Genomic DNA, 21069 nt, shown 5'->3' on the forward strand with positions numbered 1-21069 from the left:
CCCGGCGGGACGCACTACACTTCCTCTACGGAGTTCGGCTCCGACCGGGAAAGGTCGATGCCCAGCTCTTCAGCGGCGCGGAACGATTCCTCGTCCGATTCACGCATCTCGATGGTGTTGCCGTCGGTGCCCAGCACCTCGACGTTCAAGCACAGCGACTGCATTTCCTTGATGAGCACCTTGAACGACTCCGGAACGCCTGGCTCCGGGATGTTCTCGCCCTTGACGATGGCCTCGTAGACCTTCACACGACCATGGATGTCATCGGACTTGATGGTCAGCAGTTCCTGCAGGGTGTAGGCGGCGCCGTAAGCTTCCAGCGCCCACACTTCCATTTCACCGAAGCGCTGACCACCGAACTGTGCCTTACCACCCAGCGGCTGCTGGGTAATCATCGAGTACGGGCCAGTGGAACGGGCGTGGATCTTGTCGTCGACCAGGTGGTGCAACTTCAGGATGTACATGTAGCCCACGGAGATCGGGTCCGGGAACGGCTCGCCGGAGCGGCCGTCGAACAGACGGGCCTTACCGGAGTTGCCGATCAGGCGCTGTCCGTCGCGGGTGACGTTGGTCGAATCGAGGATGCCGCGGATCTCTTCCTCCGAGGCGCCGTCGAAGACCGGGGTGGCCACGGTGGTGGACCCGGATTCGCGCGGCAGGTTCGGAAGGTTCTTGACCCACTCCGGCTCGCCTTCGATCTTCCAACCCTGCTTCGCGGCCCAGCCCAGGTGGATTTCCATAACCTGGCCGACGTTCATACGACCTGGCACACCCAGCGGGTTCAGCACGACATCCACCGGGGTACCGTCCTCGAGGAACGGCATATCTTCCAGCGGCAGGATCTTCGAGATGACACCCTTGTTACCGTGACGGCCGGCGAGCTTATCGCCGTTGGTGATCTTACGCTTCTGCGCCACGTACACGCGCACCAGCTGGTTCACACCCGGGGAGAGCTCATCGTCGTTGTCGCGATCGAAGATGCGCACGCCGATGACGGTACCGGACTCACCGTGCGGCACCTTCAGCGAGGTATCGCGCACCTCACGGGACTTCTCACCGAAGATGGCGCGCAGCAGGCGCTCTTCTGGGGTCAGCTCGGTTTCACCCTTCGGGGTGACACGACCGACGAGCACGTCGCCGGCCTCAACCTCGGCACCGATGTACACGATGCCGCGGTCGTCGAGCTGGGAGAGGATGTCTTCCGAAACATTCGGGATGTCGCGGGTGATTTCCTCGGCACCAAGCTTGGTGTCGCGGGCATCAACTTCGTGCTCTTCGATGTGAATCGAGGTCAGCACGTCGTCGAAGATCATGCGCTGCGAAAGGATGATCGCATCCTCGAAGTTGTGGCCTTCCCATGACATGAATGCCACGAGCAGGTTCTTACCGAGCGACAGCTCACCCTTGTCGGTGGACGGACCGTCGGCGATGATCGACTGGAATTCGATCCGGTCGCCTTCGGAGACGCGCACGCGCTGGTTGTAGGCGTTGCCCTGGTTCGAGCGTGCGAACTTCATGATCGGGTACATCGACTCGGTGCCGTCGTCGTTCATGACAACCACCAGGTCGGCGGAGACCTCGGTGACCACGCCGGGCTTCTTAGCCACAACGGAGTCGCCGGCGTCCACTGCGGCGTACTTCTCCATACCGGTACCGACCAGCGGTGCCTCGGAGGCCAACAGCGGCACGGCCTGGCGCTGCATGTTGGCACCCATCAGTGCGCGGTTAGCATCGTCGTGCTCGAGGAACGGGATCAGTGCGGTTGCGACCGACACCATCTGGCGCGGGGAAACGTCCATGAAGGCGACCTCGGACGGGTCGACCAGGATCGGCTCGCCGCCGCCACCCTTTTCACGCACCAGCACGGTGTCTTCGGCGAAGCGGTTGTTCTCGTCGAGCGGGGCGTTAGCCTGCGCGATGTAGTGCAGCAGCTCGTCGTCGGCGGTGAGGTACTCGACCTCGTTGGAAACGACGCCGTCCTTGACCTTGCGGTACGGGGTTTCGATGAAACCGAAGGAGTTGATGCGGCCGTAGGTTGCCAACGAACCGATCAGACCAATGTTCGGACCTTCGGGAGTTTCAATCGGGCACATACGTCCGTAGTGCGACGGGTGAACGTCTCGAACTTCCATGCCGGCGCGATCGCGCGACAGACCGCCCGGGCCCAGCGCCGACAGACGACGCTTGTGGGTCAGGCCGGCCAGCGGGTTGTTCTGGTCCATGAACTGCGAGAGCTGCGAGGTACCGAAGAATTCCTTGATCGCGGCCACGACGGGACGGATGTTGATCAGGGTCTGCGGGGTGATGGCCTCGACGTCCTGGGTGGTCATGCGCTCGCGCACAACACGCTCCATGCGGGACAGACCGGTGCGTACCTGGTTCTCGATGAGCTCGCCTACGGCGCGGATACGACGGTTACCGAAGTGGTCGATGTCGTCCACGTTCACCGAGATGTCCACGATTTCGCCCTTGCGGGTGCCCTCGATGGTCTTCTCGCCGGCGTGCAGCGCGATGAGGTAGCGGATCATGGCGATGATGTCGTCCAGCGAGAGCACCGAGGCGTTCTCGGTGTCGACGGCGGTCTCCACACCCAGCTTGCGGTTGAGCTTGTAGCGGCCGACCTTCGCCAGGTCGTAGCGCTTTGGCTCGAAGTACATGTTGCGCAGCAGGGACTGTGCGGCTTCCACCGTCGGAGGCTCGCCCGGGCGCAGCTTGCGGTAGATATCCAGCAGGGCCTCGTCCTGGTCCTTGATGCTGTCCTTTTCCAAGGTGGCGCGCATCGAGTCGTACTGACCGAACTCGGAGAGAATCTTCTCTTCGCTCCAGCCCAGGGCCTTCAGCAGGACGGTGACCGACTGCTTACGCTTGCGGTCCAGGCGCACACCAATCTGGTCGCGCTTATCGATCTCCAGCTCGAACCATGCACCACGCGAAGGGATGATACGTGCGGAGTAGATGGTCTTGTCACTGGTCTTGTCCGGGGCGGACTCGAAGTATGCACCCGGGGAACGGACCAGCTGGGAAACGACGACACGCTCGGTGCCGTTGATGATGAAGGTACCCTTGTCCGTCATCAGCGGGAAGTCGCCCATGAAGACGGTCTGCTGCTTGATTTCGCCGGTTTCATTGTTCATGAATTCGGCCTTGACATACAGCGGAGCGGCGTACGTAGCGTCGCGGTCCTTGCACTCGGCAATGCTGTACTTGGGTTCGGCGAACTCCGGATCGGAGAAGCTCAAGGACATGGTGTCCTGGAAATCTTCAATCGGGGAGATTTCTTCGAAGATTTCAGCCAGACCACTGGCGTCCGGAACGCTGTTGTCGCCCGCGGCTACTGCCTGAGCCAGACGCTCCTTCCAGCGCTCGTTGCCGACCAGCCGATCAAAGCTTTCGGTCTGCAGCGCTAGCAGGTTCGGGACTTCGAGGGGTTCGTGAATCTTTGCAAAAGAAAGTCGGCCAGCGTACGCAGCGTCGCGAGCCGAACTAGCGGTTTGATTGTTGGGGTTGCTCGAGGCGACCAAGATGGATCCTTCCACAGACCGTCAGGTTTCCGAGACCTTGCCGTGCTAAGGTTCCTGCGTAGTGCAGAAACCTCGCGTCCGCACGAGCCCACCGCTATATGAAGGTCGTGCGCGCACACAGTAAGGCGCAAACTTCTACTGTACCGGATCGAATCAAGCTTGTCGATATTCCCCAAGCAAATTTCGTGCTATAGTGATCGGCCGCCGCGGCCCACACCCTGTTGTTCCGGCCTGTAGCGCCGCCACAGCCCCGAATTCACGGGCCGCTGACTACGTCTAATATGCTTCACTCCCCCACGCCCGAGCCACATCGTGCACACCAGCAACGGGGCGAAAATGACCTAAGCTGGAAACACAATGTCGTGTAACTCACAGGGAACGGAGCAATTTCCATGGCCTCACCACGCGATGCTGTCCTCATAGGTGGCAGCCGCACCCCATTCGCTCGCTTCAAGGGAGCTCTGGCCTCACAAAGCGCCGTTGAGCTGGGCGCGGTGGCGATTAAGGGAGCCCTGGCTAGCGCCGGCGTACCGGCCGACGCGGTGCAAAGTGTCATCATGGGCCAGGTTGTTCAGGCTGGATGTGGGCAGAACCCCGCCCGCCAGTCGGCCATTGCCGCCGGTATTGGTTGGGATGTGCCCACGGTGACCGTCAACAAGGTGTGTCTCTCGGGGCTCGCGGCCATTATCGATGCGGCACGGCTCGTCCGTTCCGGCGAGGCCGACGTGGTGGTTGCCGGCGGCCAAGAGTCGATGTCAAACACCCCGCACCTGCTGCCGAAATCCCGCTTTGGGTGGACCTACGGTGATATTTCGGCGGTGGACTCGGTGGCCCACGATGGTCTGACCGACGCCTTCGATGGCAAATCCATGGGTTTGAGCACGGAAGAAAAGAACGGTGTGCTCAGCATTGATCGCCCCGCTCAGGATGCGGTGGCTGCCTTGAGCCACCAGCGCGCGGCGCGTGCCGTAGCCGAGGGTGTTTTCGCCAAGGAAATCTCCCCGGTCTCCATCCCGCAGCGTAAGGGCGAGCCGGTGGTAGTGGCGCTGGATGAAGGTATTCGCCCGGACACGACCGAGCAGACCTTGGCCGCTCTCCGCCCGGCCTTCACTAGCGATGGCACGATCACTGCGGGTAACTCTTCACCGCTGTCCGATGGTGCCGCGGCTGTCGTGGTGACCTCGCGCGAGTGGGCGGAAAACAACGGCTACGAGATCCTCGCGACCCTCGGGGCCGCGGGTCAGGTGGCCGGACCGGACAATTCTTTGCACTCGCAGCCGTCGAATGCCATCGCCAGTGCGCTGAACAAGCAGGGCTGGGCCGCCGAAGACCTCGACTTTATCGAAATCAACGAGGCCTTTGGTGCCGTGGCCTGCCAGTCGCTCAAGGACCTGAACTATCCGCTGGAGCGCACCAATATTCATGGCGGGGCCATTGCCCTCGGCCATCCCATTGGGGCCTCGGGTACGCGCCTTGCGCTCACCGCGGCGCTGGAACTTCAACGTCGCGGCGCTGGCCGCGCGGCAGTGAGCCTCTGTGGCGGCGGCGGCCAGGGCGAAGCCTTGGTCCTCTTCCGCGACTAGACCCCCGTAATGTCGATCGGCTCCGCACTAGGTGCGGAGCCGATCGACATTAATCGTGCGCGGTGACTTGAGCGTCACCAGCTACGGGACATCGGAACGTGCCCAGGAAGGAACCGGCAACGTAATGCGTTGGCCGAGTTTGCCGCCGGCCGCGAGGATGCCGTTGCGTAGCAACAGTCCCGCCGGTTTCTCGATGAAGCGGGAGATCAGGTACGCAACCAGCAGGACGATCGCGATAGTCAGCGGTAGCAGCACGTACTGGTTGATCTTCAAATGCAGGGATTCAATGATCCACCAGCCCCACAGCTCATGGATGAGATACAGCGGGTAGGTCAGCGAACCGGCGAAGACCAGCCAACGCGAGTAAACCCTGTTTAGTGGTGTGACCGTACATAGGGCCACCACCGCCACACAAAGGGTGCACAGTAGGGCGAAATGCCATGCGGGGACGTCTAGGCCCGACAGGTATGAACTATCGAAAGCGCCTTTCAGTCCGGTGTGGTAGCTGGCGATGAGCGTATTGACGCCAATCAGAAGCCAGCGCGTGAGTGAAGATCCCTCGGTATATATGACGTAGAGCAACATGCCGATGCAGAAGAGCGATGAATACTGCCCCAGTACCCATTCCATCGAGGTCGTGGCGCCAGTGAATTTAAAATACAAACCAACCGCCGGCCAGAGCACCGAAAGCAACATAATATGATGCGATTTGGTCCAGCCTAGGGCGAGCATGATTCCCAGCAGGAAGTAGAAACGAAGCTCTGCCCACAGTGTCCAGTAGACACCGTCAAGGTCTCGGACATCCATGGCGGTCTGCATCATCGTCAGGTTGGGTAAGATGTCCCCGGTGGTTCGTCCATCACTGGCCTCTGGCCACAGTACGAAGGTCAGCACGGCCGCAGCCAATACGGCCAACCAATAGGCCGGATAGAGTCGTCCCGCACGTGAGGCGACGAATTGCAGCACAGATTTGCCCTGCACCGACATGAGGATGACGAAGCCCGAGATCAAGAAGAATAGCTGCACACCGATGCTGCCGTAGCGTGTAATCTCGGAAAGAATTGGCCACGCATCCGGCGCCTTGGTTCCCCAGTGGGAATGGCCCCAAGCAGTGTAGTGGTAGAACACCACGGCAAGTGCCGCGGTGATTCGCAACCCGTCGAGCAATCCGAGTCGCGCTACCTTTTCTGGGCGTTTAGCCGCTACATGTCTCTGCACACTTCCAGCGTAGGATAACCAAATGAGTATCAGCTGTTAATGGAATCGTTATAAGCATATAAATATCAAATAACGGTTAGGAGCGTTAACGGCGAAAGGCCCCCAAACGAACGAATCGTTTGGGAGCCTTCGCAATAAGCTGCGAGTGACCGCGTGAGCTTACTTGACGGTGACGGTGGCGCCGGCAGCTTCCAGAGCTTCCTTGGCCTTCTCCGCTGCGTCCTTGGCAACGCCTTCCAGCAGAGCCTTCGGAGCGCCGTCGACGAGCTCCTTGGCTTCCTTCAGACCCAGCGAGGTGATGCCGCGAACTTCCTTGATGACTGCGATCTTCTTGTCGCCAGCCGACTCGAGGATAACGTCGAACTCGGTCTTCTCTTCAGCAGCAGCTTCGCCTGCGCCGCCAGCCGGACCGGCAACGGCAACAGCAGCAGCGGTGACCTCGAAGGTCTCCTCGAACTGCTTAACGAACTCGGAGAGCTCGATGATGGTCATTTCCTTGAATGCGTCGAGCAGCTCTTCGGTGGTGAGCTTCGCCATGGTGGCGTCCTTTCGGTTTTGGCCCTAGGGGCCGATGAATTGGGTTACGTTGCGAGAGAATCGCGAGGAGCTTAGGCCTCGTCGGCCGGAGCGGCCTCGGCGGCTTCGCCACCGTTCTCTTCGAGCTTGGCGCGCAGGGCTTCCACGATGCGTGCAGCAGCGGAGGCCGGAGCCTTCAGAACGCCAGCAACACGTGCCAGCTGGTGCTCGCGGGACTCCAGGGCAGCCAGGGCCTTGATGCCTGCTTCGTCAAGGGCGTTGCCCTCGAAGAAACCGGCCTTGATAACCAGCTGCTGGTTCGTCTTGGCGAACTCCGTGAGGCTCTTTGCAGCGGCAACAGCATCGCCCTTAATGAAGGCGATAGCGGTCGGACCGGCAAGCTGGCCATCGAATGCATCGATGCCGGCTTCCTTAGCCGCGATTGCAGTCAAGGTGTTCTTGACAACCGCGTACTTGGTCTCCTGACCAAGCGAACGGCGCAGTTCCTTGAGCTGTGCAACGGTAAGCCCACGGTATTCGGTCAGGACAGCCGCGGTTGATTCCTTGAAATCAGTGGTGATCTCTTCGATCGCCACAGTCTTGGTCGGCGTTGCCATAACACTCCTTCCGGGGAATAGTTCGGTACCGTTTCATAACCGGCGGAGCGCAATAAAAAACGCCCCGCGCAGGAGCACAGGGCAGCTCAACCTGAGTTGAGACAATTCTATGAAACCTGCGTTGGTCGTCCAGGTGGACTCTTCGGATTCCTGACAAAGCAGGTCTCGACCGACGGTCTTCGGTGCTTTTAAGTCTACCGACGCGAGTGCCGCAGGCAAAATCGAGGCAAAGCCATTGAGTGGTGATCTCTGCCACGCCGCATTAAAAGACAAGGCCCGCGCCAGCACTTTGGGGGACGCTGAACGCAGGCTACTTGTCGACGAACAGGCCTTGGGGAGACCTTATTCATCCACCTGCTACATGGTCTTGGGGGTCCCATATAACTGGTGCCGAGTGACTCGGTTTCTACAGAGTATCACCGAGGTATGAGGGCAAGACAAGACCCCAGCAATACATGAAGCAAACTTTCTCTACGTACCGTTGAATAATTCCGGGTGACGTCACAGCGCAGGAATGCGTCCTAGGCATGCGAAAGGGGAGCCGAAGAAACTCTTCGACTCCCCTATTCGGCCTGACTAATCAGTGACTAGCCAACGCGGGTTACGTTCGGATCAACCGGGATGCCGGGACCGAAGGTGGTGGCCACGGTGGCCTTCGAGATGTAACGACCCTTGGAGGAGGACGGCTTCAAGCGAAGCACCTCTTCCAGAGCGGCTGCGTAGTTCTCGGTCAGCTGCTTGGCATCGAAGGATGCCTTGCCGATGATGAAGTGCAGGTTCGAGTGCTTGTCGACGCGGAAGTCGATCTTGCCACCCTTGATGTCGTTGACGGCCTTGGCCACATCCATGGTCACGGTGCCGGTCTTCGGGTTCGGCATCAGGTTACGTGGGCCGAGGATCTTACCCAGGCGGCCAACCTTGCCCATCATGTCCGGGGTTGCCACAGCGGCGTCAAAGTCGGTCCAGCCGCCCTGCACCTTCTCGATCAGTTCGTCCGAGCCAACGAAGTCGGCGCCGGCTTCACGAGCGGCCTCTGCCTTGTCACCGTTGGCGAAGACCAACACGCGGGCGGTCTTACCGGTGCCGTGCGGCAGGTTGACGGTGCCGCGCACCATCTGGTCAGCCTTACGGGGGTCGACGCCGAGGCGGAATGCAACCTCAACGGTCGAGTTGCTCTTCTCGCCGGCCAGTTCCTTGGCCAGGGCGATTGCCTCTGCCGGATCGTAGCTCTTGTCGGCGTCAATCTTGGCCGCTGCGGCCAAGTATGCTTTGCTGCGCTTTGCCATCTGCGTTTTCTCCTTATGCAGTCGTGGTCATGTGGACCGCGCTCGGCCCTGCCACGGGTGGGTGAACTGGCGGTTCAGCCACCTTTTATTAGTTAGTGGTTGTGTAGCTTCGTGGTGAAGCTACGCAAAGGCTGGTACTTAGCCTTCGACGGTGATGCCCATGGAGCGGGCGGTACCGGCGATGATCTTGGAGGCGGCGGCCAGATCGTTTGCGTTCAGGTCTTCCATCTTGGAGTTAGCGATCTCCTCAACCTGAGCCTGGGTCAGCTTGCCCACCTTGGTGGTGTGCGGGGTGCCCGAACCCTTGGCAACGCCAGCAGCCTTCTTGATCAGCTCGGCTGCCGGAGGAGTCTTGGTGATGAAGGTGAACGAACGATCTTCGTACACGGTGATTTCAACTGGAATCACGTTACCGCGCTGCGACTCGGTGGCAGCGTTGTAAGCCTTGCAGAATTCCATGATGTTCACGCCGTGCTGACCAAGGGCAGGACCGATCGGAGGTGCCGGGTTGGCGGCGCCTGCCTGGATCTGCAGCTTGATGAGTCCGGTGACCTTTTTCTTAGGGGCCATGTCGGGTCCTTCTACTCTTGCGTTTTTCCGCAGCACAGGAGCGTGGTACGGATGGTGGCCGTCGTGGCGCGACAGCCGAACGTGCCCGCACCGCGAAAGCATGTCGCAATGGGGCACGAAGACTTAATACTACTGGATCTTGGTGACCTGGTTGAAGTTCAGCGTCACCGGGGTCTCGCGTTCGAAGATCGAAACCAACACAACCAGCTGGGCCGCTTCGAGCTTGATCTCGGAGATGGTCGCCGGCATGGTCTCGAACGGACCGTCGTTGACGATAACCGACTCGCCAACCTCGAAGTCCACCGTGACCTCAGTAATTGGGGCACGACCCGGCTTGGAAGCCGAGGGCTGCTTCTCCGGATCAACCACGGTGTGCTCAAGCATGGAGAACACTTCATCCAGGCTCAGCGGGTTCGGGTCGTGGGCGTTACCCACGAAGCCGGTGATACCTGGAGTGTGGCGAACAACACCCCACGAAGCGTCGGTGAGCTCCATACGAACCAGCACATAACCCGGAATGCGCACGCGGCGCACGATCTTGCGCTGAGTGTTCTTGACCTCGACGACCTCTTCCATCGGGACCTGGATTTCGTAAATGAAATCCTCCATGTCCTGAGTCTGGATACGAGCCTCGAGGTTCACCTTCACGCGGTTCTCATAACCTGCGTAGGTGTGGATTACATACCAGTCACCTGGCTGACGACGCAGCTTGGCGCGGAATTCTTCCTTGAGCTGGGCGACCTTGTCGGCGGCCTCATCAGCTTCGCTCTTCTCGGTCGCTACCTCGTCGCTAGCTTCCGGTGCCTCATCAGCGGTTTCGGCGGTAGCCGTTTCACCTGCAATAACCGGCTCGTCGGCGGTCTGCTCGGATGCAACGAACTCGGTCTCGACCTCGTCGCTAACCTGCTGTTCGAGTTCATTGTCGGACACTGCAGTTCCTGCTTTCTTTTTACTGACTTAACACCATTGCGCGCCCACCGGCCGGGTTCGGCTGGCAGACGCTGGAAATTTTACTGTTCCGGACGGTTTGTGAACAGGAGGATCGAGCCACTACCGAACACGAAATCTAGGAAGGAAACCAACACCATGACAACCGCGACGAAGGCGATCACCACCAGGGTGTAGTTCAAAAGCTCGCTACGAGTTGGCGTAACGACCTTCTTCAGCTCGGAGATGACTTGGCGCAGGAAAAGCATAATGCGCCCGAAGAAGCTCTTCTTAAGGTCGTTACCGCGTCCCGGGCTTTCAACAGCTGAGTTGCTCACCGTGATCCTCGTTTCAATAATTGGCCAGTTGAAACAATCACGGTGTGTCGCAGCCTGGCCGACCACAACACACCGTGACGTGAGATTCGCTGTGCGATACCTTCTGTATCGCTACTGCGCAGGGCAGACAGGACTCGAACCTGCAACCTGCGGTTTTGGAGACCGCTGCGCTACCAATTGCGCCACTACCCTTTGAGCTTTAGCTCTGCTGCCGCTTGTCCCGGCAACGAAAAATAACTTTACGCAAGGATCGCGCAAATGTCGAACTGACCACCCGGAGTGTGTCGAAGGCCGCTAAAAAAGTGTTGCTGAACTGATCATTCTCCGTAATTTTCCGGGGTATCCCGGCCATAGATCGATCTGACCACTAATGTTAAGAGCGACAGCTTTCAACGTAGAGTTCAGGATCTCTCCACCCATGTCTAGAATTTCTCGCCGCATTGGCGCAATCTCCGAATCTGCCACCCTGGCCGTCGACGCCAAGGCCAAGGCGTTGAAAGCCGCCGGCCGCCCCGTGATAGGGTTCGGCGCCGGCGAACCGGACTTCCCAACGCCCGAGTACATTGTGCAGGCCGCCGTTGAGGCCGCACGTGACCCGAAGAATCACCGCTACTCCCCTGCCGCCGGTCTTCCCGAACTACGCGAGGCCATCGCGGCCAAGACCATGCGTGATTCGGGCTACGCCATCGAGGCCAGCCAGGTGCTGGTGACCAACGGCGGCAAGCAGGCCGTGTACAACACCTTCGCGACCCTGCTGGATCCGGGCGACGAGGTCATTATTCCGGCCCCCTACTGGACCACCTACCCGGAGGCCGTGCAGCTAGCCGGTGGCGCACCGGTGACCATCTTCGCCGGCCCGGAGCAGGGCTATAAGGTCACCGTGGAACAGCTCGATTCGGTACGCACCGAGCGCACCAAGGTTCTGCTGTTCGTCTCCCCTTCGAACCCCACCGGCGCGGTCTACACCCCCGATGAAGTAGCGGCCATTGGTCGTTGGGCCGCCGAGCACGGCATCTGGGTGGTCACCGACGAGATCTACGAGCACCTAACCTACGGCGAGGCCAAGTTCAGCTCCATCGCCACGCTCGTACCGGAGCTCGAAGACCGCGTGGTGGTACTCAATGGTGTGGCCAAGACCTACGCAATGACCGGTTGGCGTGTGGGATGGATGGTCGGTCCGCAGGACGTCATCAAGGCCGCGACGAACCTGCAGTCGCACGCTACCTCGAATGTCGCCAACGTCTCGCAGCGTGCAGCCCTGGCCGCCGTGGCCGGACCGCTGGATGCCGTCGAGGAAATGAAGGTAGCCTTCAACCGCCGCCGCCTGGCGATCGTCGAGGGCCTGAACGCCATCGAAGGCCTGCACTGCCCCACGCCGGAGGGCGCCTTCTACGCCTACTCCGATGTGCGTGGACTACTGGGCAAGGAAATCCGCGGCGTGGTGAGCAACACCAGCGCCGAACTGGCCGCGGTCATCTTGGAACAGGCCGAAGTTGCCGTGGTCCCGGGCGAAGCCTTTGGCCCTTCCGGCTACATCCGCATGTCATACGCACTGGGTGACGCCGACTTAGCCGAGGGAGTGGCTCGCATGCAGCGTCTGCTCGGCGAAGCACGCTAACTAGCACGTACGTACATCGCAGCGGGCGGTGTGTAGGAGTCTCCTACACACCGCCCGCTGCGATTAAGACTCGGTCCGCTTGGAAGCGTCCAAGGCTAGAGAAGCCGACGATCGACGGCCCACCGGGTTAGCTCATGACGATTCGATAACTGCAGTTTGCGCAACACATTCGACACATGCGATTCGACGGTCTTGATGGATATGAAGAGTTCTTTGGCGACCTCACGGTAGCTGTAGCCGCGGGCGATCAACCGCATCACTTGAAGTTCCCGGTCGGAGAGCAGATCGAGTTCCTCGTCAACGCTGGCGACCTGAGCACCACTGAAGGCATCGAGCACAAAACCGGCCAGACGCGGCGAGAACACCGCATCTCCGCTGGCCACCCGGCGCACGGCGGCGGAAATTTCCTCGCCCGAAATGCTCTTGGTGACATAGCCCCGGGCTCCGGCGCGAATCACCGTGACCACGTCCTGGGCCGCATCCGATACGCTCAACGCCAAAAAGCGGGTTCCTTCCAACTGCGCGGCACAACCGGCCAACACTTCGGCCCCACCGCCGCCGCGGCCGCCGGGAAGATGGACATCGAGCAACACCACATCGGGGCGTTCGGAGGCAATGACGCTGATCGCGTCTTCGACCGTACCGGCCTCACCGACAATCTGAATATCGCTCGCCAAGTCGGCCTTCAGGCCGGAGCGAAAAATGGCGTGGTCATCGACCAGTACGACGCGTACCGGCGACGCGTCTTCGATAGGTGCCTCGGTCATGGCGTCGTTCCTTCCTCGGTGGATTCTTCTCGTGGCATGCGTAACTGAACCTCGGTGCCCTCTGATGAGCTACGAATAGTCACCGTGCCACCGGCTCGTTCGATGCGCCCGATAATTGACTCGCGGACCCCGTGCCGATCGGCGGCGATGCTCTGCACATCGAAACCCGAACCTCGGTCCCTCACGAAAATCTCCACTTGGCGCGGAGTGCATTCGACAAAGACCGAGATCTTTCCCGTGGTGTGTTTCGCCGCGTTCATCATCGCTTCACCGCTGGCCGCGACCAGGGCCTGTTGCGCGGCAATCCCCTGCGCATGACCCACGGTGATCACCTCGATATCGCGCAGCATCAGCTGTTCAATGGTACGTGCCTCTTCGGTGATGGCGGTGCCCAGATCCTCGGGGGATTGTTCGGGATCCCCATAGAGCCATTGGCGTAATTCGCGTTCCTGCACGCGGGCCAAGGTGCGTACCGCGGCCGGGTCGTCGCTACGTTTTTGAATGACCGCGAGGGTCTGTAGCACCGAGTCGTGCAGGTGCGCGGCGAATTCGGCACGTTGCGCTGCGGCCTGCCGGCTACTGCGCTCGGACAGGAAATCGCGCCATAGCCGCAAGGCCCACGGCAGCAAGACCACCACGGTGCCGGCGAGGATCGCCCCCGCCGTAGCCAAACCGCCGAATAGGTCGGCGGTGCTCACGTTGCCGCTGACCAAGGCCAGCAATCCGGAGATCACCAGAAGCAGGCCCAGCGCCAGACGTAAGAGCACCGGTCCGCGCAGTTTGCCTTCACGGCGGGCGTTGGAGCCGTCCAATTGCAGCCAAGCGAGCACCACACCGGCCAGAATCCCCAGCGAGGGCCAAATCAAATCCCAGCGGATCGTCCAGCCCGCCCATTGCCCATAGGCCAGAAAGGCCAAAACGAGTAGAGCCGCACCAATCAGTACCTCACGGATCGAAACGAGCCACGCGCTCAGTTCGGCAGGTTTGGGCAGATTGCGTTGCACCCGCTCCATTTCTTCGGCCAGCGACAGCCGTCGCGTACCACGACTACGTTCGGCATCGGCATCGGCTTCCTGTTCGCTGGGGGTCATCGCCCACAGCCAGGCGTAGAGCACCACGCCCGCGCCGCCGAGCCCAACCAGCGCAATGAAGGCCACGCGCACATAACTGACCCGGAGCCCCAGGTGTTCGGCGAGCCCGCCGCACACGCCGGCGATCACACGCGAGTCGCTGCGCAGTAAGCTGGGACGCTCTGCTGGTGTTTGCATGCTCCAAGTCAAGCACGCCCGAACCCGGAGGAGCGAGCACCCCTAGGGTAGCTCAGGGTTAAATCAGGGCACCCCCTCATAGCGGTGGGGCCCTAGTCATTAGAGGATTGAGTTATGAACATGCAGAACGGATCATCCAGCAGCTTCTTCGAGCAGATGCGTAAGCTCGGGATCGTTCGCCAAGACTCGCAATGGTTCGGTGGCGTGGCGGCGGGCCTCGCCCAGCGTTTCTCCATCGACACCATCCTGGTGCGCGGCATCATCATCGTGCTGAGCATATTCGCCGGCGTGGGCCTCATTGCCTACGCCCTGGCTTGGGCGCTACTGCCCGACCGTCGCGGAACTATCCACCTCGAACAGGCCATCGCCAAGGAGTGGACCAACGGCATGACCGGCGCGGTGATCTTTTTCGTCTGTGGCCTGCTCCCGCTTCCGTGGGCGATCGGCTCACTCGGCCCCATCCTTTTTCCGGTGGTGATTATCGCTGCCGTATTGTTCCTGATTTTCAGCCGGCGCAACACTCGCTTCGAACGCCACCATCCAACGCCACCGAGCCCCGGTAGCCCGAGCAGCGACGCGACCGCTCACCGAAGCGGCCCGGTGCACCACGGCACGGTGATCGAAAAGCCCTGGCGTGTGCCGCACGACCCGCCCTTTCATCAGCGACAATCCAAAGAATTTCCCGAAGTCCCCGGTGAGCCGAAGCTCCCGGAGCCCGAGTTCGAGCAGCACCCCAACCGGGAGGACCAGATGAGTACCCCATACAATGACGGATTCACTCCGCCACCGCCACACCACTCACCCACTCCACAAGTGCGCAAGGCTCCCCCGATCCCCGGCTGGGTAGCAACTATCGTTGTCGGGTTGAGCGTATTGTCCATGGCCGCGGTCCTCCTGGCAGGACAGCTCGATTTCCCTGGCGTACCAGATAATGGTTGGACCTTGGCGCTCCCGGTGGGTCTGCTGGTCGCTGGCTTGGGCATTACCTTTGCCTCATTCGCTAAGCGCACCAGTGGCGGCCTGTTGGGTTTGGCCATCCCGTTGTTGGTTCTCACGCTGGTCTTCGGTGGCAAACCGGTGATTTTCGGTGACTACCGCGACGGAGTCATCGTCCATGACGACCCCAACGAATACAGTGCCGTGTTCAGCAACGCGACCATCGATCTGACCGGGTACCGGCACATTACGACGCCCACCAAAGTAGAGATCAATTCGGTTTTCTCAAAGGTGGAACTGATGCTTCCCGAAGGTGTCCCGGTGACAATCGACAGCAACGGGGTGTTCATGTCTAAACGCGAGGGCATCGACTCGATCAATCAGGGGGTTATCAACCCAGATGCCCCGGTTCTCACGATCGAATTCAACGGGGCGTTCACCAAGTTCGATTATGAACGCAGCAGCATTGTCACGACGCCCGACACCGATTTCTAGAAAGGAGCTAGGCTCATGAATAGCAACGACTCCGAGACTAAGTTCCCCTCCGGCACCCTGATCTTCGGCCTCATTGTGATCGCCGTGGCCGTGACGACGATGGGCGGCGAAATCCTCTCCTGGCACTTCGACCGTTCCCTGTTCTTCATTTGTTTGATCGCTCTCGCCGGCATCGGCCTGATCGGTTCGGGCATCGCCTCGGCGCGCCGCAACCATGCACGATCGACCGAGCTCCCCGGCCCTGACTCCACCGAGACCCACTAAGGAAAAGGAACCACATACCATGGACAGTTTCTTCAACTCCCTACGCTCCATCCCGCTTCGTCGTGGCCCGGCCCGCATGGTCGGAGGTGTGGCCGGCGGCCTCGCCGATAAGTTCGGATGGGATGTCACCCTCGTGCGCATCGGCATGTTGCTCTCCTTCCTGTTGCCGGTGCTCGGCATTGGCGTGTACATCGTGGCCTGGCTCCTGATCCCCGACCAGCAGGAGAACATCATCTTGCAGAAGTGGCTGCGGGCCTTCTAGGCCTCTCAGGCTTCGAGAACCCCTCGGCGAGCCGGGGCGGGAACTTCCCGCCCCGGCTCGCTCTTGTGGTCTAAAGCACGTAAACTAGTCACAATCGCGGCTCAACGGTGCGCCAGGAACCTATCCACCGGTCCCCGCCCCCGTTCACCGCCGGCCTTCACGATACGAGTCAGTATTGTGGCCAGCTCGAATCGTGGGTGAAGACCCTTGAGAAACGAGCACTCATGCGCATTGGCATCCTTACCTCCGGCGGCGACTGCCCCGGTTTGAACGCGGTGATCCGCGGCGCCGTACTGAACGGCATCAAGTCCCACGATTACGAATTTGTTGGCTTCCGTGACGGCTGGCGTGGCGTCAAGGAATCCGATGTGATCGACCTGCCCCGTCAGGCGGTGCGCGGTATCGCCAAACAGGGCGGCACCATTTTGGGTACCTCACGCACCAACGCGTTTGAGGGCGAAAACGGCGGAGCCGAGAACATTGCCCGCAATCTCGAGCAGCTCGGCGTTGACGCCCTGATCGCCATTGGTGGCGAAGGCACCCTCGCCGGTGCGAAGCGCCTCTGTGATGAGGGCATTCGAATCGTGGGCGTGCCGAAGACCATCGACAACGACCTCGACGCCACCGACTACACCTTCGGTTTTGATACCGCGAATCAGATCGCCGTGGAGGCCATTGACCGTCTGCGCACCACCGGCGAATCTCACCACCGTTGCATGGTTGCCGAAGTGATGGGTCGTCACGTGGGTTGGATTGCCCTGCACTCGGGTATGGCGTCCGGTGCCCATGCCATTTTGATCCCGGAGCAGTCCACCTCGATGGATCAGATCTGCGAATGGGTTACCGAAGCCAACGAGCGTGGTCGCGCACCGCTGGTGGTCGTGGCAGAGGGTTTCGTGCCCGAAGGCGATTCCGAAGCCTTCTCCACCCGTGGGCTGGATACCTTCGGACGTCCGCGCTTGGGCGGCATCGGCGAGCTACTTGCCCCGATGATCGAGGAGCGCACCGGTATTGAAACTCGTGCCACCGTGCTGGGGCATATCCAGCGCGGCGGCGTTCCGAGCGCTTTCGACCGTGTGCTGGCCACGCGCTTGGGTATGGCGGCCGTGGACTCGGTAGCCAACGAAGCCTGGGGCACCATGGTGGCCCTGCACGGTACGCATATCAACCGCGTCCCGTTGCGTGCTGCCTTGAACAATCTCAAGCGTGTTCCGCAAAACCGCTACGAGGAAGCCAAGCTGCTCTTCGGCTAAACCATTCCTTAAAAGTGAACGTGCCGGCCGGTTCCCGTTGGGGAACCGGCCGGCACGTTACTTTGCGTACGGTGTAGTTAGTGACGCGGAGGGGTGCGAATAAAACCGGTAAACCGCCCGGCGGTCTGCCCGGCATCCGGTGCGACGATCACTTCCTGCGCGACCGGGTAGGTGCTCTCCCCGTCGACCACGGTCAGTTCAGCCTGCGGATCGACTCCGCGCTTGATGACCGCCAACGCGATCGGTCCGGCCTCGTAGTGCAGGGCCGCCGAGGTCAAGGTCCCCACCTGACGCTCTCCGAGCATCACCGGCGAGCCCTCGGCCGGCAAGGTATGCATGGAGCCGTCGAGGTGCAAGAACACCATACGCCGTGGCGGATGACCGATGTTATGTACCCGGGCGATGGTTTCCTGCCCCTTGTAGCACCCCTTGCTCAGATGCACCGCGGTGCGCAGCCAGTCCAGCTCATGCGGAATGGTGCGCTCGTCCACCTCGTGGCCCAGGCGGGGCTGCCAGGCGGCGATACGCAGTGCCTCGACAGCCATCATGCCGGCCAACGGGTGGTCGCCCACCCGTTCCTCCAGCTCGGCCAACGGCACGAGGTGCAGCACCCATGGGCGCTCCACGGCAGGGTGGTCGGCAGCTGAATAGGCGAAGCCACCTTCGCTCACGCCCGGCCACGGATCCACCCAACGCAACGCGCTGACCTCATCCAATGGCTTCGTCGCTGCGAGGATCCCGAACTCGTCCGAACGGTTCTCGATCTCCACCCGCAGGGCGAAACGCATCGAGAGCAGGAACTCTTGGAGTGCCTGTCCGCGTCCGGGTTCAACGATGAGCAGCAGCCGGTCCTCGTCGACAAGGACCTTCATCTCATGCTCGATGCGGCCTTGCACCGAGAGCAACAGGGTCTGTGTGCTGTTGCCCGCGGTGAGCGTGTTGATCCGCTGGGTGCTGAGGGTATCTAGCCAGCTCTGCCGGTCTGCCCCGCTGAGTTCCAGAACCTCGAAGTGGCTCAGGTCCGCCAGGGCTTCGCCCTCGGCGAGCTTCCGGGCCTCCCGGGTCGGCGCACCGTAGTGGGCGGCCACTGCGGCGTCCACCCCGGTACCGGCCACGGCACCGGAACGCTGTAGCAACACCGAATGGTATTCGCCCATGGCCTTAACCTTCGGAATCCGTCGGCTCGGGCTCTGCGGAGGACCCGGTTTGACGCTTCAACGCCGCCGAAGCGTGAGCCTTGAGCTCCTTATTGCCCAGCGACACATCCCAGCGCCAGAAGAGGTCTCCGCCGACCAGCCCGTAGATCCGGGTGGAGGAGGCGTAGGACTTGGCGTTCTGACCGCGTAGCAGGGCTTCGGTGGCCAGTTGAATGCGCGGGCCGTCGATAAATCCGTAGTAGAGCTCGCTAATCGCGCCGGGCTGAGTGATCTGCACCTGGATCTTGAAGCCTTCGTCGGTGCGCAGCGTTTCCACGTCGTCGGCGGAACGAAGCACCGGGAACGGATCGCCTGGCGTCATGCCCGGGCCCGGGTCCGCATCCTGCCAGGGACGGTCCAGCGACCAATAACCGGTTTCGGCGCTGAGGAAACGCAGCTTGGTGCCGGACTCGTCACTGAGCCAGGCTTCGCTACGGTATTCGAGAAATGGGCCGCCAAGGTCGGAGAAGGTCACCCGTTGCACAAAGTAGGGGTCATCTGCTTCTCCCTCGCCCAACCGGCCGGTACCTTCCCAGGTCCCGATGAGCCAGGACAACGGCACCAGTTCGGGGGTCAGGTCAGTGGGGATATCAAAGGCCATTGGTTGCGTGCTCTTTCTACGCGTCGATGCTTTAACGAATCAACGCACACTTTCGTGTGCGCTGATGCTTACTTCTGCCCCTTGAACAGGCGCTTGACGACCAGTGCCGCGAAGCCTGCCATGCCGAGACCTGCCACGGTGAGCAGGGAGAGGAAGAAAATCTCGAGTGCAAGATAGTTTTCGTTCATGCCCCCATCCTAACGCGCCATAGGGTGCGGTGCGCGCCTCGGGCGCCAGAAGTCATGTGAGCCGCGCCTCGCCGTGGCTCACCAGCGGTAGCTAGCTGCCGCCGAGCAGCTGTAGTGCGTACCAGTTGAGACTGCCGGTCAGCAGCAACATGCAGCTGGCAACGGCCAGCACACCGCTCAGCGATCGCACGGCCTTGCTGGTCAGCGACAGGGCACGCACCACCGCCACCACCAATCCACCTAACGCACCGAAGATCAGCCCGTGTACCCAGTCAAGGCCCAAGGGCAGCGCGGTAGCCGCCGCGCCCAGCGCACCGGCGAGCACCGGGGACACGGGTAGCACCACACGGTCAGGAAGCCGGGTAATGGATAGCGCGCCGGCGGCCACAAGGCCCAACAGGCTCAGAATGGTCACCGATAACACCGCTCGATGGTCACCCAGCGCCACCCAGCCCACGCCCTGGACCGCGATTGTTACGCCAGCGACGCCACTGACCACCGTGGCCAGCCGGTGCTTGGCCGACGCGCCGCGAAACACCTGCGTAATGAAAACCAATAAGAGGCCACAGGCGATCACTTCGACGCTATGGCGATTGGTAACCGGAGGTCCCGAGGCGAGGCCCGCGGCGGTGGCACCCAGTGCACTGAGCAGGATGACGCTAGTGATCAGCCACGGGGTCTGTGCGCCCGTCAAACGGGGCCAACTCACGGCGAAGAGCACCTGCACGATGACCGCCGCCCCGGCCAGCGCCCAAGGGGCAAAAGGCAGCCCGGCGGCAACGAGTAGCAGAGCCGCGGCCAGCAACCCGCAGATGAGGACCTTGATTCGCACTGGTGTTCTTCCCGTCGATGTCGTTACGGCGTTACACGCTGTCAAGTGGTTCTATTCCATATACTGTGACACGTAGAAACGATTTTTTTGTAACGCACACGTGAAGGAGGCCCTGGTGACACGCCTCCTGATTCTCAGTCCCACGGCCACGGAAGTTTCCCAAGTCCTACCCGCATTGGAGCTGTTGCCCTACGAATTGATCGTGCTCCCGGCGAGCGCAGAGTCGCTGGTCAAATGCGATGATTACGAAGCTGTGGTGCTCGATGCCCGCACCGAGCTCCTAGCCGCGCGTAATCTCGCCGGGGTACTGCATAGTTCGGTCGCGGTGCCGCTGCTCCTCGTGCTTGAAGAGGGCGGGTTGAGCGTGCTGAGCGATCAGTGGATGTTCACGGATTTTGTGTTGGCTTCGGCCGGCCCCGCCGAAATTCAGGCCCGCGTGAACCGCCTGCAGGTGCGCGCCGAACCACAGGCCGCGCAGCAGGGCCAAGGCGATGAGCCGGAGCACAATGTTCTGGTCATCGATGAGCTGAGCTACACCGCCAAGATCGAAGGACGGGTCCTGGACCTGACCTACAAGGAGTTCGAGCTGCTGAAGTATTTGGCGCAGCACCCCGGGCGTGTGTTTAGCCGCGACCAGTTATTGCACGAGGTATGGGGCTACGACTACTACGGTGGTACCCGCACCGTGGATGTGCATGTGCGTCGCTTGCGCGCCAAGCTCGGCACGGACCACGAACAGCTCATCGGCACGGTCCGTAACGTTGGCTACCGCTACTACTATGACGACGCGGAGAGCTGACGCTAGCTCACCAC

20 protein-coding genes and 1 tRNA gene are annotated in these 21069 nt (G+C 61.1%); 7 read left to right on the forward strand and 14 right to left on the reverse strand.

What is annotated here, in order from left to right; all coding sequences use genetic code 11:
* Positions 1 to 14: 14 nt before the first annotated feature.
* Entirely contained in the window at positions 15 to 3521 is a 3507-nt protein-coding gene (rpoB, locus tag ACYU0X_RS12205; protein ID WP_309406188.1) for a DNA-directed RNA polymerase subunit beta, read from the reverse strand.
* A 392-nt stretch (positions 3522 to 3913) separates the two neighbouring features.
* On the opposite strand from rpoB, the gene ACYU0X_RS12210 reads away from it, so the two are divergent.
* The gene (locus ACYU0X_RS12210) at positions 3914 to 5104 is read left to right on the forward strand and encodes an acetyl-CoA C-acetyltransferase (protein WP_461900956.1); all 1191 of its coding nucleotides are present in this window, start codon (positions 3914 to 3916) and stop codon (positions 5102 to 5104) included.
* Between the two features lie 81 nt (positions 5105 to 5185).
* Here the strand turns inward: ACYU0X_RS12210 and ACYU0X_RS12215 are convergent, their stop codons facing one another.
* From ACYU0X_RS12215 to ACYU0X_RS12250, 8 genes are all read right to left on the reverse strand, one after another.
* Positions 5186 to 6322, reverse strand: a complete 1137-nt coding sequence (locus ACYU0X_RS12215; RefSeq protein WP_418907105.1) for an acyltransferase family protein — start codon at positions 6320 to 6322, stop codon at positions 5186 to 5188.
* Between the two features lie 159 nt (positions 6323 to 6481).
* On the reverse strand, positions 6482 to 6859 hold the full coding sequence (gene rplL / locus ACYU0X_RS12220) for a 50S ribosomal protein L7/L12 (protein ID WP_309406184.1): 378 nt from the start codon (positions 6857 to 6859) through the stop codon (positions 6482 to 6484).
* A gap of 71 nt (positions 6860 to 6930) precedes the next feature.
* Positions 6931 to 7455, reverse strand: a complete 525-nt coding sequence (rplJ, locus tag ACYU0X_RS12225) for a 50S ribosomal protein L10 (protein WP_418907106.1) — start codon at positions 7453 to 7455, stop codon at positions 6931 to 6933.
* Positions 7456 to 8042: 587 nt separating this feature from the next.
* The gene (rplA, locus tag ACYU0X_RS12230; RefSeq protein ID WP_309406182.1) at positions 8043 to 8741 is read right to left on the reverse strand and encodes a 50S ribosomal protein L1; all 699 of its coding nucleotides are present in this window, start codon (positions 8739 to 8741) and stop codon (positions 8043 to 8045) included.
* A 138-nt stretch (positions 8742 to 8879) separates the two neighbouring features.
* Complete coding sequence (gene rplK, locus ACYU0X_RS12235) at positions 8880 to 9311, reverse strand: 50S ribosomal protein L11 (RefSeq protein ID WP_309406180.1); 432 nt, start codon at positions 9309 to 9311, stop codon at positions 8880 to 8882.
* Positions 9312 to 9440: 129 nt separating this feature from the next.
* A complete protein-coding gene (gene nusG / locus ACYU0X_RS12240; RefSeq protein ID WP_418907107.1) occupies positions 9441 to 10241 on the reverse strand; it encodes a transcription termination/antitermination protein NusG in 801 nt (266 codons plus the stop codon).
* 80 nt (positions 10242 to 10321) lie between these two features.
* Positions 10322 to 10576 carry a preprotein translocase subunit SecE gene (gene secE, locus ACYU0X_RS12245; protein WP_459273806.1) on the reverse strand — a complete coding sequence of 85 codons (255 nt, stop codon included), beginning with the start codon at positions 10574 to 10576 and terminating at the stop codon, positions 10322 to 10324.
* A 119-nt stretch (positions 10577 to 10695) separates the two neighbouring features.
* Positions 10696 to 10768, reverse strand: a tRNA-Trp gene (locus ACYU0X_RS12250).
* A gap of 226 nt (positions 10769 to 10994) precedes the next feature.
* On the opposite strand from ACYU0X_RS12250, the gene ACYU0X_RS12255 reads away from it, so the two are divergent.
* The gene (locus ACYU0X_RS12255) at positions 10995 to 12194 is read left to right on the forward strand and encodes a pyridoxal phosphate-dependent aminotransferase (protein WP_461900960.1); all 1200 of its coding nucleotides are present in this window, start codon (positions 10995 to 10997) and stop codon (positions 12192 to 12194) included.
* Positions 12195 to 12289: 95 nt separating this feature from the next.
* Here the strand turns inward: ACYU0X_RS12255 and ACYU0X_RS12260 are convergent, their stop codons facing one another.
* Together ACYU0X_RS12260 and ACYU0X_RS12265 are read right to left on the reverse strand one after the other, a co-directional pair.
* On the reverse strand, positions 12290 to 12961 hold the full coding sequence (locus tag ACYU0X_RS12260) for a response regulator transcription factor (protein ID WP_309406176.1): 672 nt from the start codon (positions 12959 to 12961) through the stop codon (positions 12290 to 12292).
* A complete protein-coding gene (locus tag ACYU0X_RS12265) occupies positions 12958 to 14229 on the reverse strand; it encodes an ATP-binding protein (RefSeq protein ID WP_461900963.1) in 1272 nt (423 codons plus the stop codon). The genes ACYU0X_RS12260 and ACYU0X_RS12265 overlap by 4 nt, the downstream gene beginning before the upstream one ends.
* A gap of 114 nt (positions 14230 to 14343) precedes the next feature.
* Here ACYU0X_RS12265 and ACYU0X_RS12270 point away from each other — a divergent pair, with 114 nt between their 5' ends.
* The 4 genes from ACYU0X_RS12270 (at position 14344) to ACYU0X_RS12285 (ending at position 17439) form a co-directional block, all read left to right on the forward strand.
* A complete protein-coding gene (locus tag ACYU0X_RS12270) occupies positions 14344 to 15660 on the forward strand; it encodes a PspC domain-containing protein (RefSeq protein WP_461900964.1) in 1317 nt (438 codons plus the stop codon).
* Between the two features lie 15 nt (positions 15661 to 15675).
* On the forward strand, positions 15676 to 15924 hold the full coding sequence (locus tag ACYU0X_RS12275; protein ID WP_461900966.1) for a hypothetical protein: 249 nt from the start codon (positions 15676 to 15678) through the stop codon (positions 15922 to 15924).
* A 19-nt stretch (positions 15925 to 15943) separates the two neighbouring features.
* Positions 15944 to 16186 (forward strand): PspC domain-containing protein, encoded by a 243-nt coding sequence (locus tag ACYU0X_RS12280; RefSeq protein ID WP_309406171.1) that lies wholly within the window; start codon positions 15944 to 15946, stop codon positions 16184 to 16186.
* 224 nt (positions 16187 to 16410) lie between these two features.
* Entirely contained in the window at positions 16411 to 17439 is a 1029-nt protein-coding gene (locus ACYU0X_RS12285; protein WP_461900968.1) for a 6-phosphofructokinase, read from the forward strand.
* A gap of 77 nt (positions 17440 to 17516) precedes the next feature.
* On the opposite strand, the gene ygfZ is transcribed toward ACYU0X_RS12285, so the two are convergent.
* From ygfZ to ACYU0X_RS12300, 3 genes are all read right to left on the reverse strand, one after another.
* A complete protein-coding gene (gene ygfZ, locus ACYU0X_RS12290; protein ID WP_461900970.1) occupies positions 17517 to 18596 on the reverse strand; it encodes a CAF17-like 4Fe-4S cluster assembly/insertion protein YgfZ in 1080 nt (359 codons plus the stop codon).
* A 4-nt stretch (positions 18597 to 18600) separates the two neighbouring features.
* The gene (locus ACYU0X_RS12295; RefSeq protein WP_461900971.1) at positions 18601 to 19236 is read right to left on the reverse strand and encodes a heme-binding beta-barrel domain-containing protein; all 636 of its coding nucleotides are present in this window, start codon (positions 19234 to 19236) and stop codon (positions 18601 to 18603) included.
* Positions 19237 to 19515: 279 nt separating this feature from the next.
* A complete protein-coding gene (locus ACYU0X_RS12300) occupies positions 19516 to 20256 on the reverse strand; it encodes a hypothetical protein (protein WP_461900973.1) in 741 nt (246 codons plus the stop codon).
* Positions 20257 to 20371: 115 nt separating this feature from the next.
* On the opposite strand from ACYU0X_RS12300, the gene ACYU0X_RS12305 reads away from it, so the two are divergent.
* Complete coding sequence (locus ACYU0X_RS12305) at positions 20372 to 21055, forward strand: winged helix-turn-helix domain-containing protein (protein ID WP_309406163.1); 684 nt, start codon at positions 20372 to 20374, stop codon at positions 21053 to 21055.
* The last annotated feature ends 14 nt before the right edge of the window (positions 21056 to 21069 follow it).

It is taken from the genome of Glutamicibacter sp. X7 (assembly GCF_054889245.1).

Excerpts from the sequence above, each read along its gene's own strand:
- rplA (WP_309406182.1), bottom strand. The coding sequence starts at position 8,741 with ATGGCAAAGCGCAGCAAAGCATACTTGGCCGCAGCGGCCAAGATTGAC.
- ACYU0X_RS12255 (WP_461900960.1), top strand. The coding sequence starts at position 10,995 with ATGTCTAGAATTTCTCGCCGCATTGGCGCAATCTCCGAATCTGCCACC.
- ACYU0X_RS12295 (WP_461900971.1), bottom strand. The coding sequence starts at position 19,236 with ATGGCCTTTGATATCCCCACTGACCTGACCCCCGAACTGGTGCCGTTG.
- ACYU0X_RS12275 (WP_461900966.1), top strand. The coding sequence starts at position 15,676 with ATGAATAGCAACGACTCCGAGACTAAGTTCCCCTCCGGCACCCTGATC.
- ACYU0X_RS12285 (WP_461900968.1), top strand. The coding sequence starts at position 16,411 with ATGCGCATTGGCATCCTTACCTCCGGCGGCGACTGCCCCGGTTTGAAC.
- ACYU0X_RS12270 (WP_461900964.1), top strand. The coding sequence starts at position 14,344 with ATGAACATGCAGAACGGATCATCCAGCAGCTTCTTCGAGCAGATGCGT.
- ygfZ (WP_461900970.1), bottom strand. The coding sequence starts at position 18,596 with ATGGGCGAATACCATTCGGTGTTGCTACAGCGTTCCGGTGCCGTGGCC.
- rplK (WP_309406180.1), bottom strand. The coding sequence starts at position 9,311 with ATGGCCCCTAAGAAAAAGGTCACCGGACTCATCAAGCTGCAGATCCAG.
- rplJ (WP_418907106.1), bottom strand. The coding sequence starts at position 7,455 with ATGGCAACGCCGACCAAGACTGTGGCGATCGAAGAGATCACCACTGAT.
- ACYU0X_RS12210 (WP_461900956.1), top strand. The coding sequence starts at position 3,914 with ATGGCCTCACCACGCGATGCTGTCCTCATAGGTGGCAGCCGCACCCCA.
- ACYU0X_RS12260 (WP_309406176.1), bottom strand. The coding sequence starts at position 12,961 with ATGACCGAGGCACCTATCGAAGACGCGTCGCCGGTACGCGTCGTACTG.
- ACYU0X_RS12265 (WP_461900963.1), bottom strand. The coding sequence starts at position 14,229 with ATGCAAACACCAGCAGAGCGTCCCAGCTTACTGCGCAGCGACTCGCGT.
- ACYU0X_RS12280 (WP_309406171.1), top strand. The coding sequence starts at position 15,944 with ATGGACAGTTTCTTCAACTCCCTACGCTCCATCCCGCTTCGTCGTGGC.
- rplL (WP_309406184.1), bottom strand. The coding sequence starts at position 6,859 with ATGGCGAAGCTCACCACCGAAGAGCTGCTCGACGCATTCAAGGAAATG.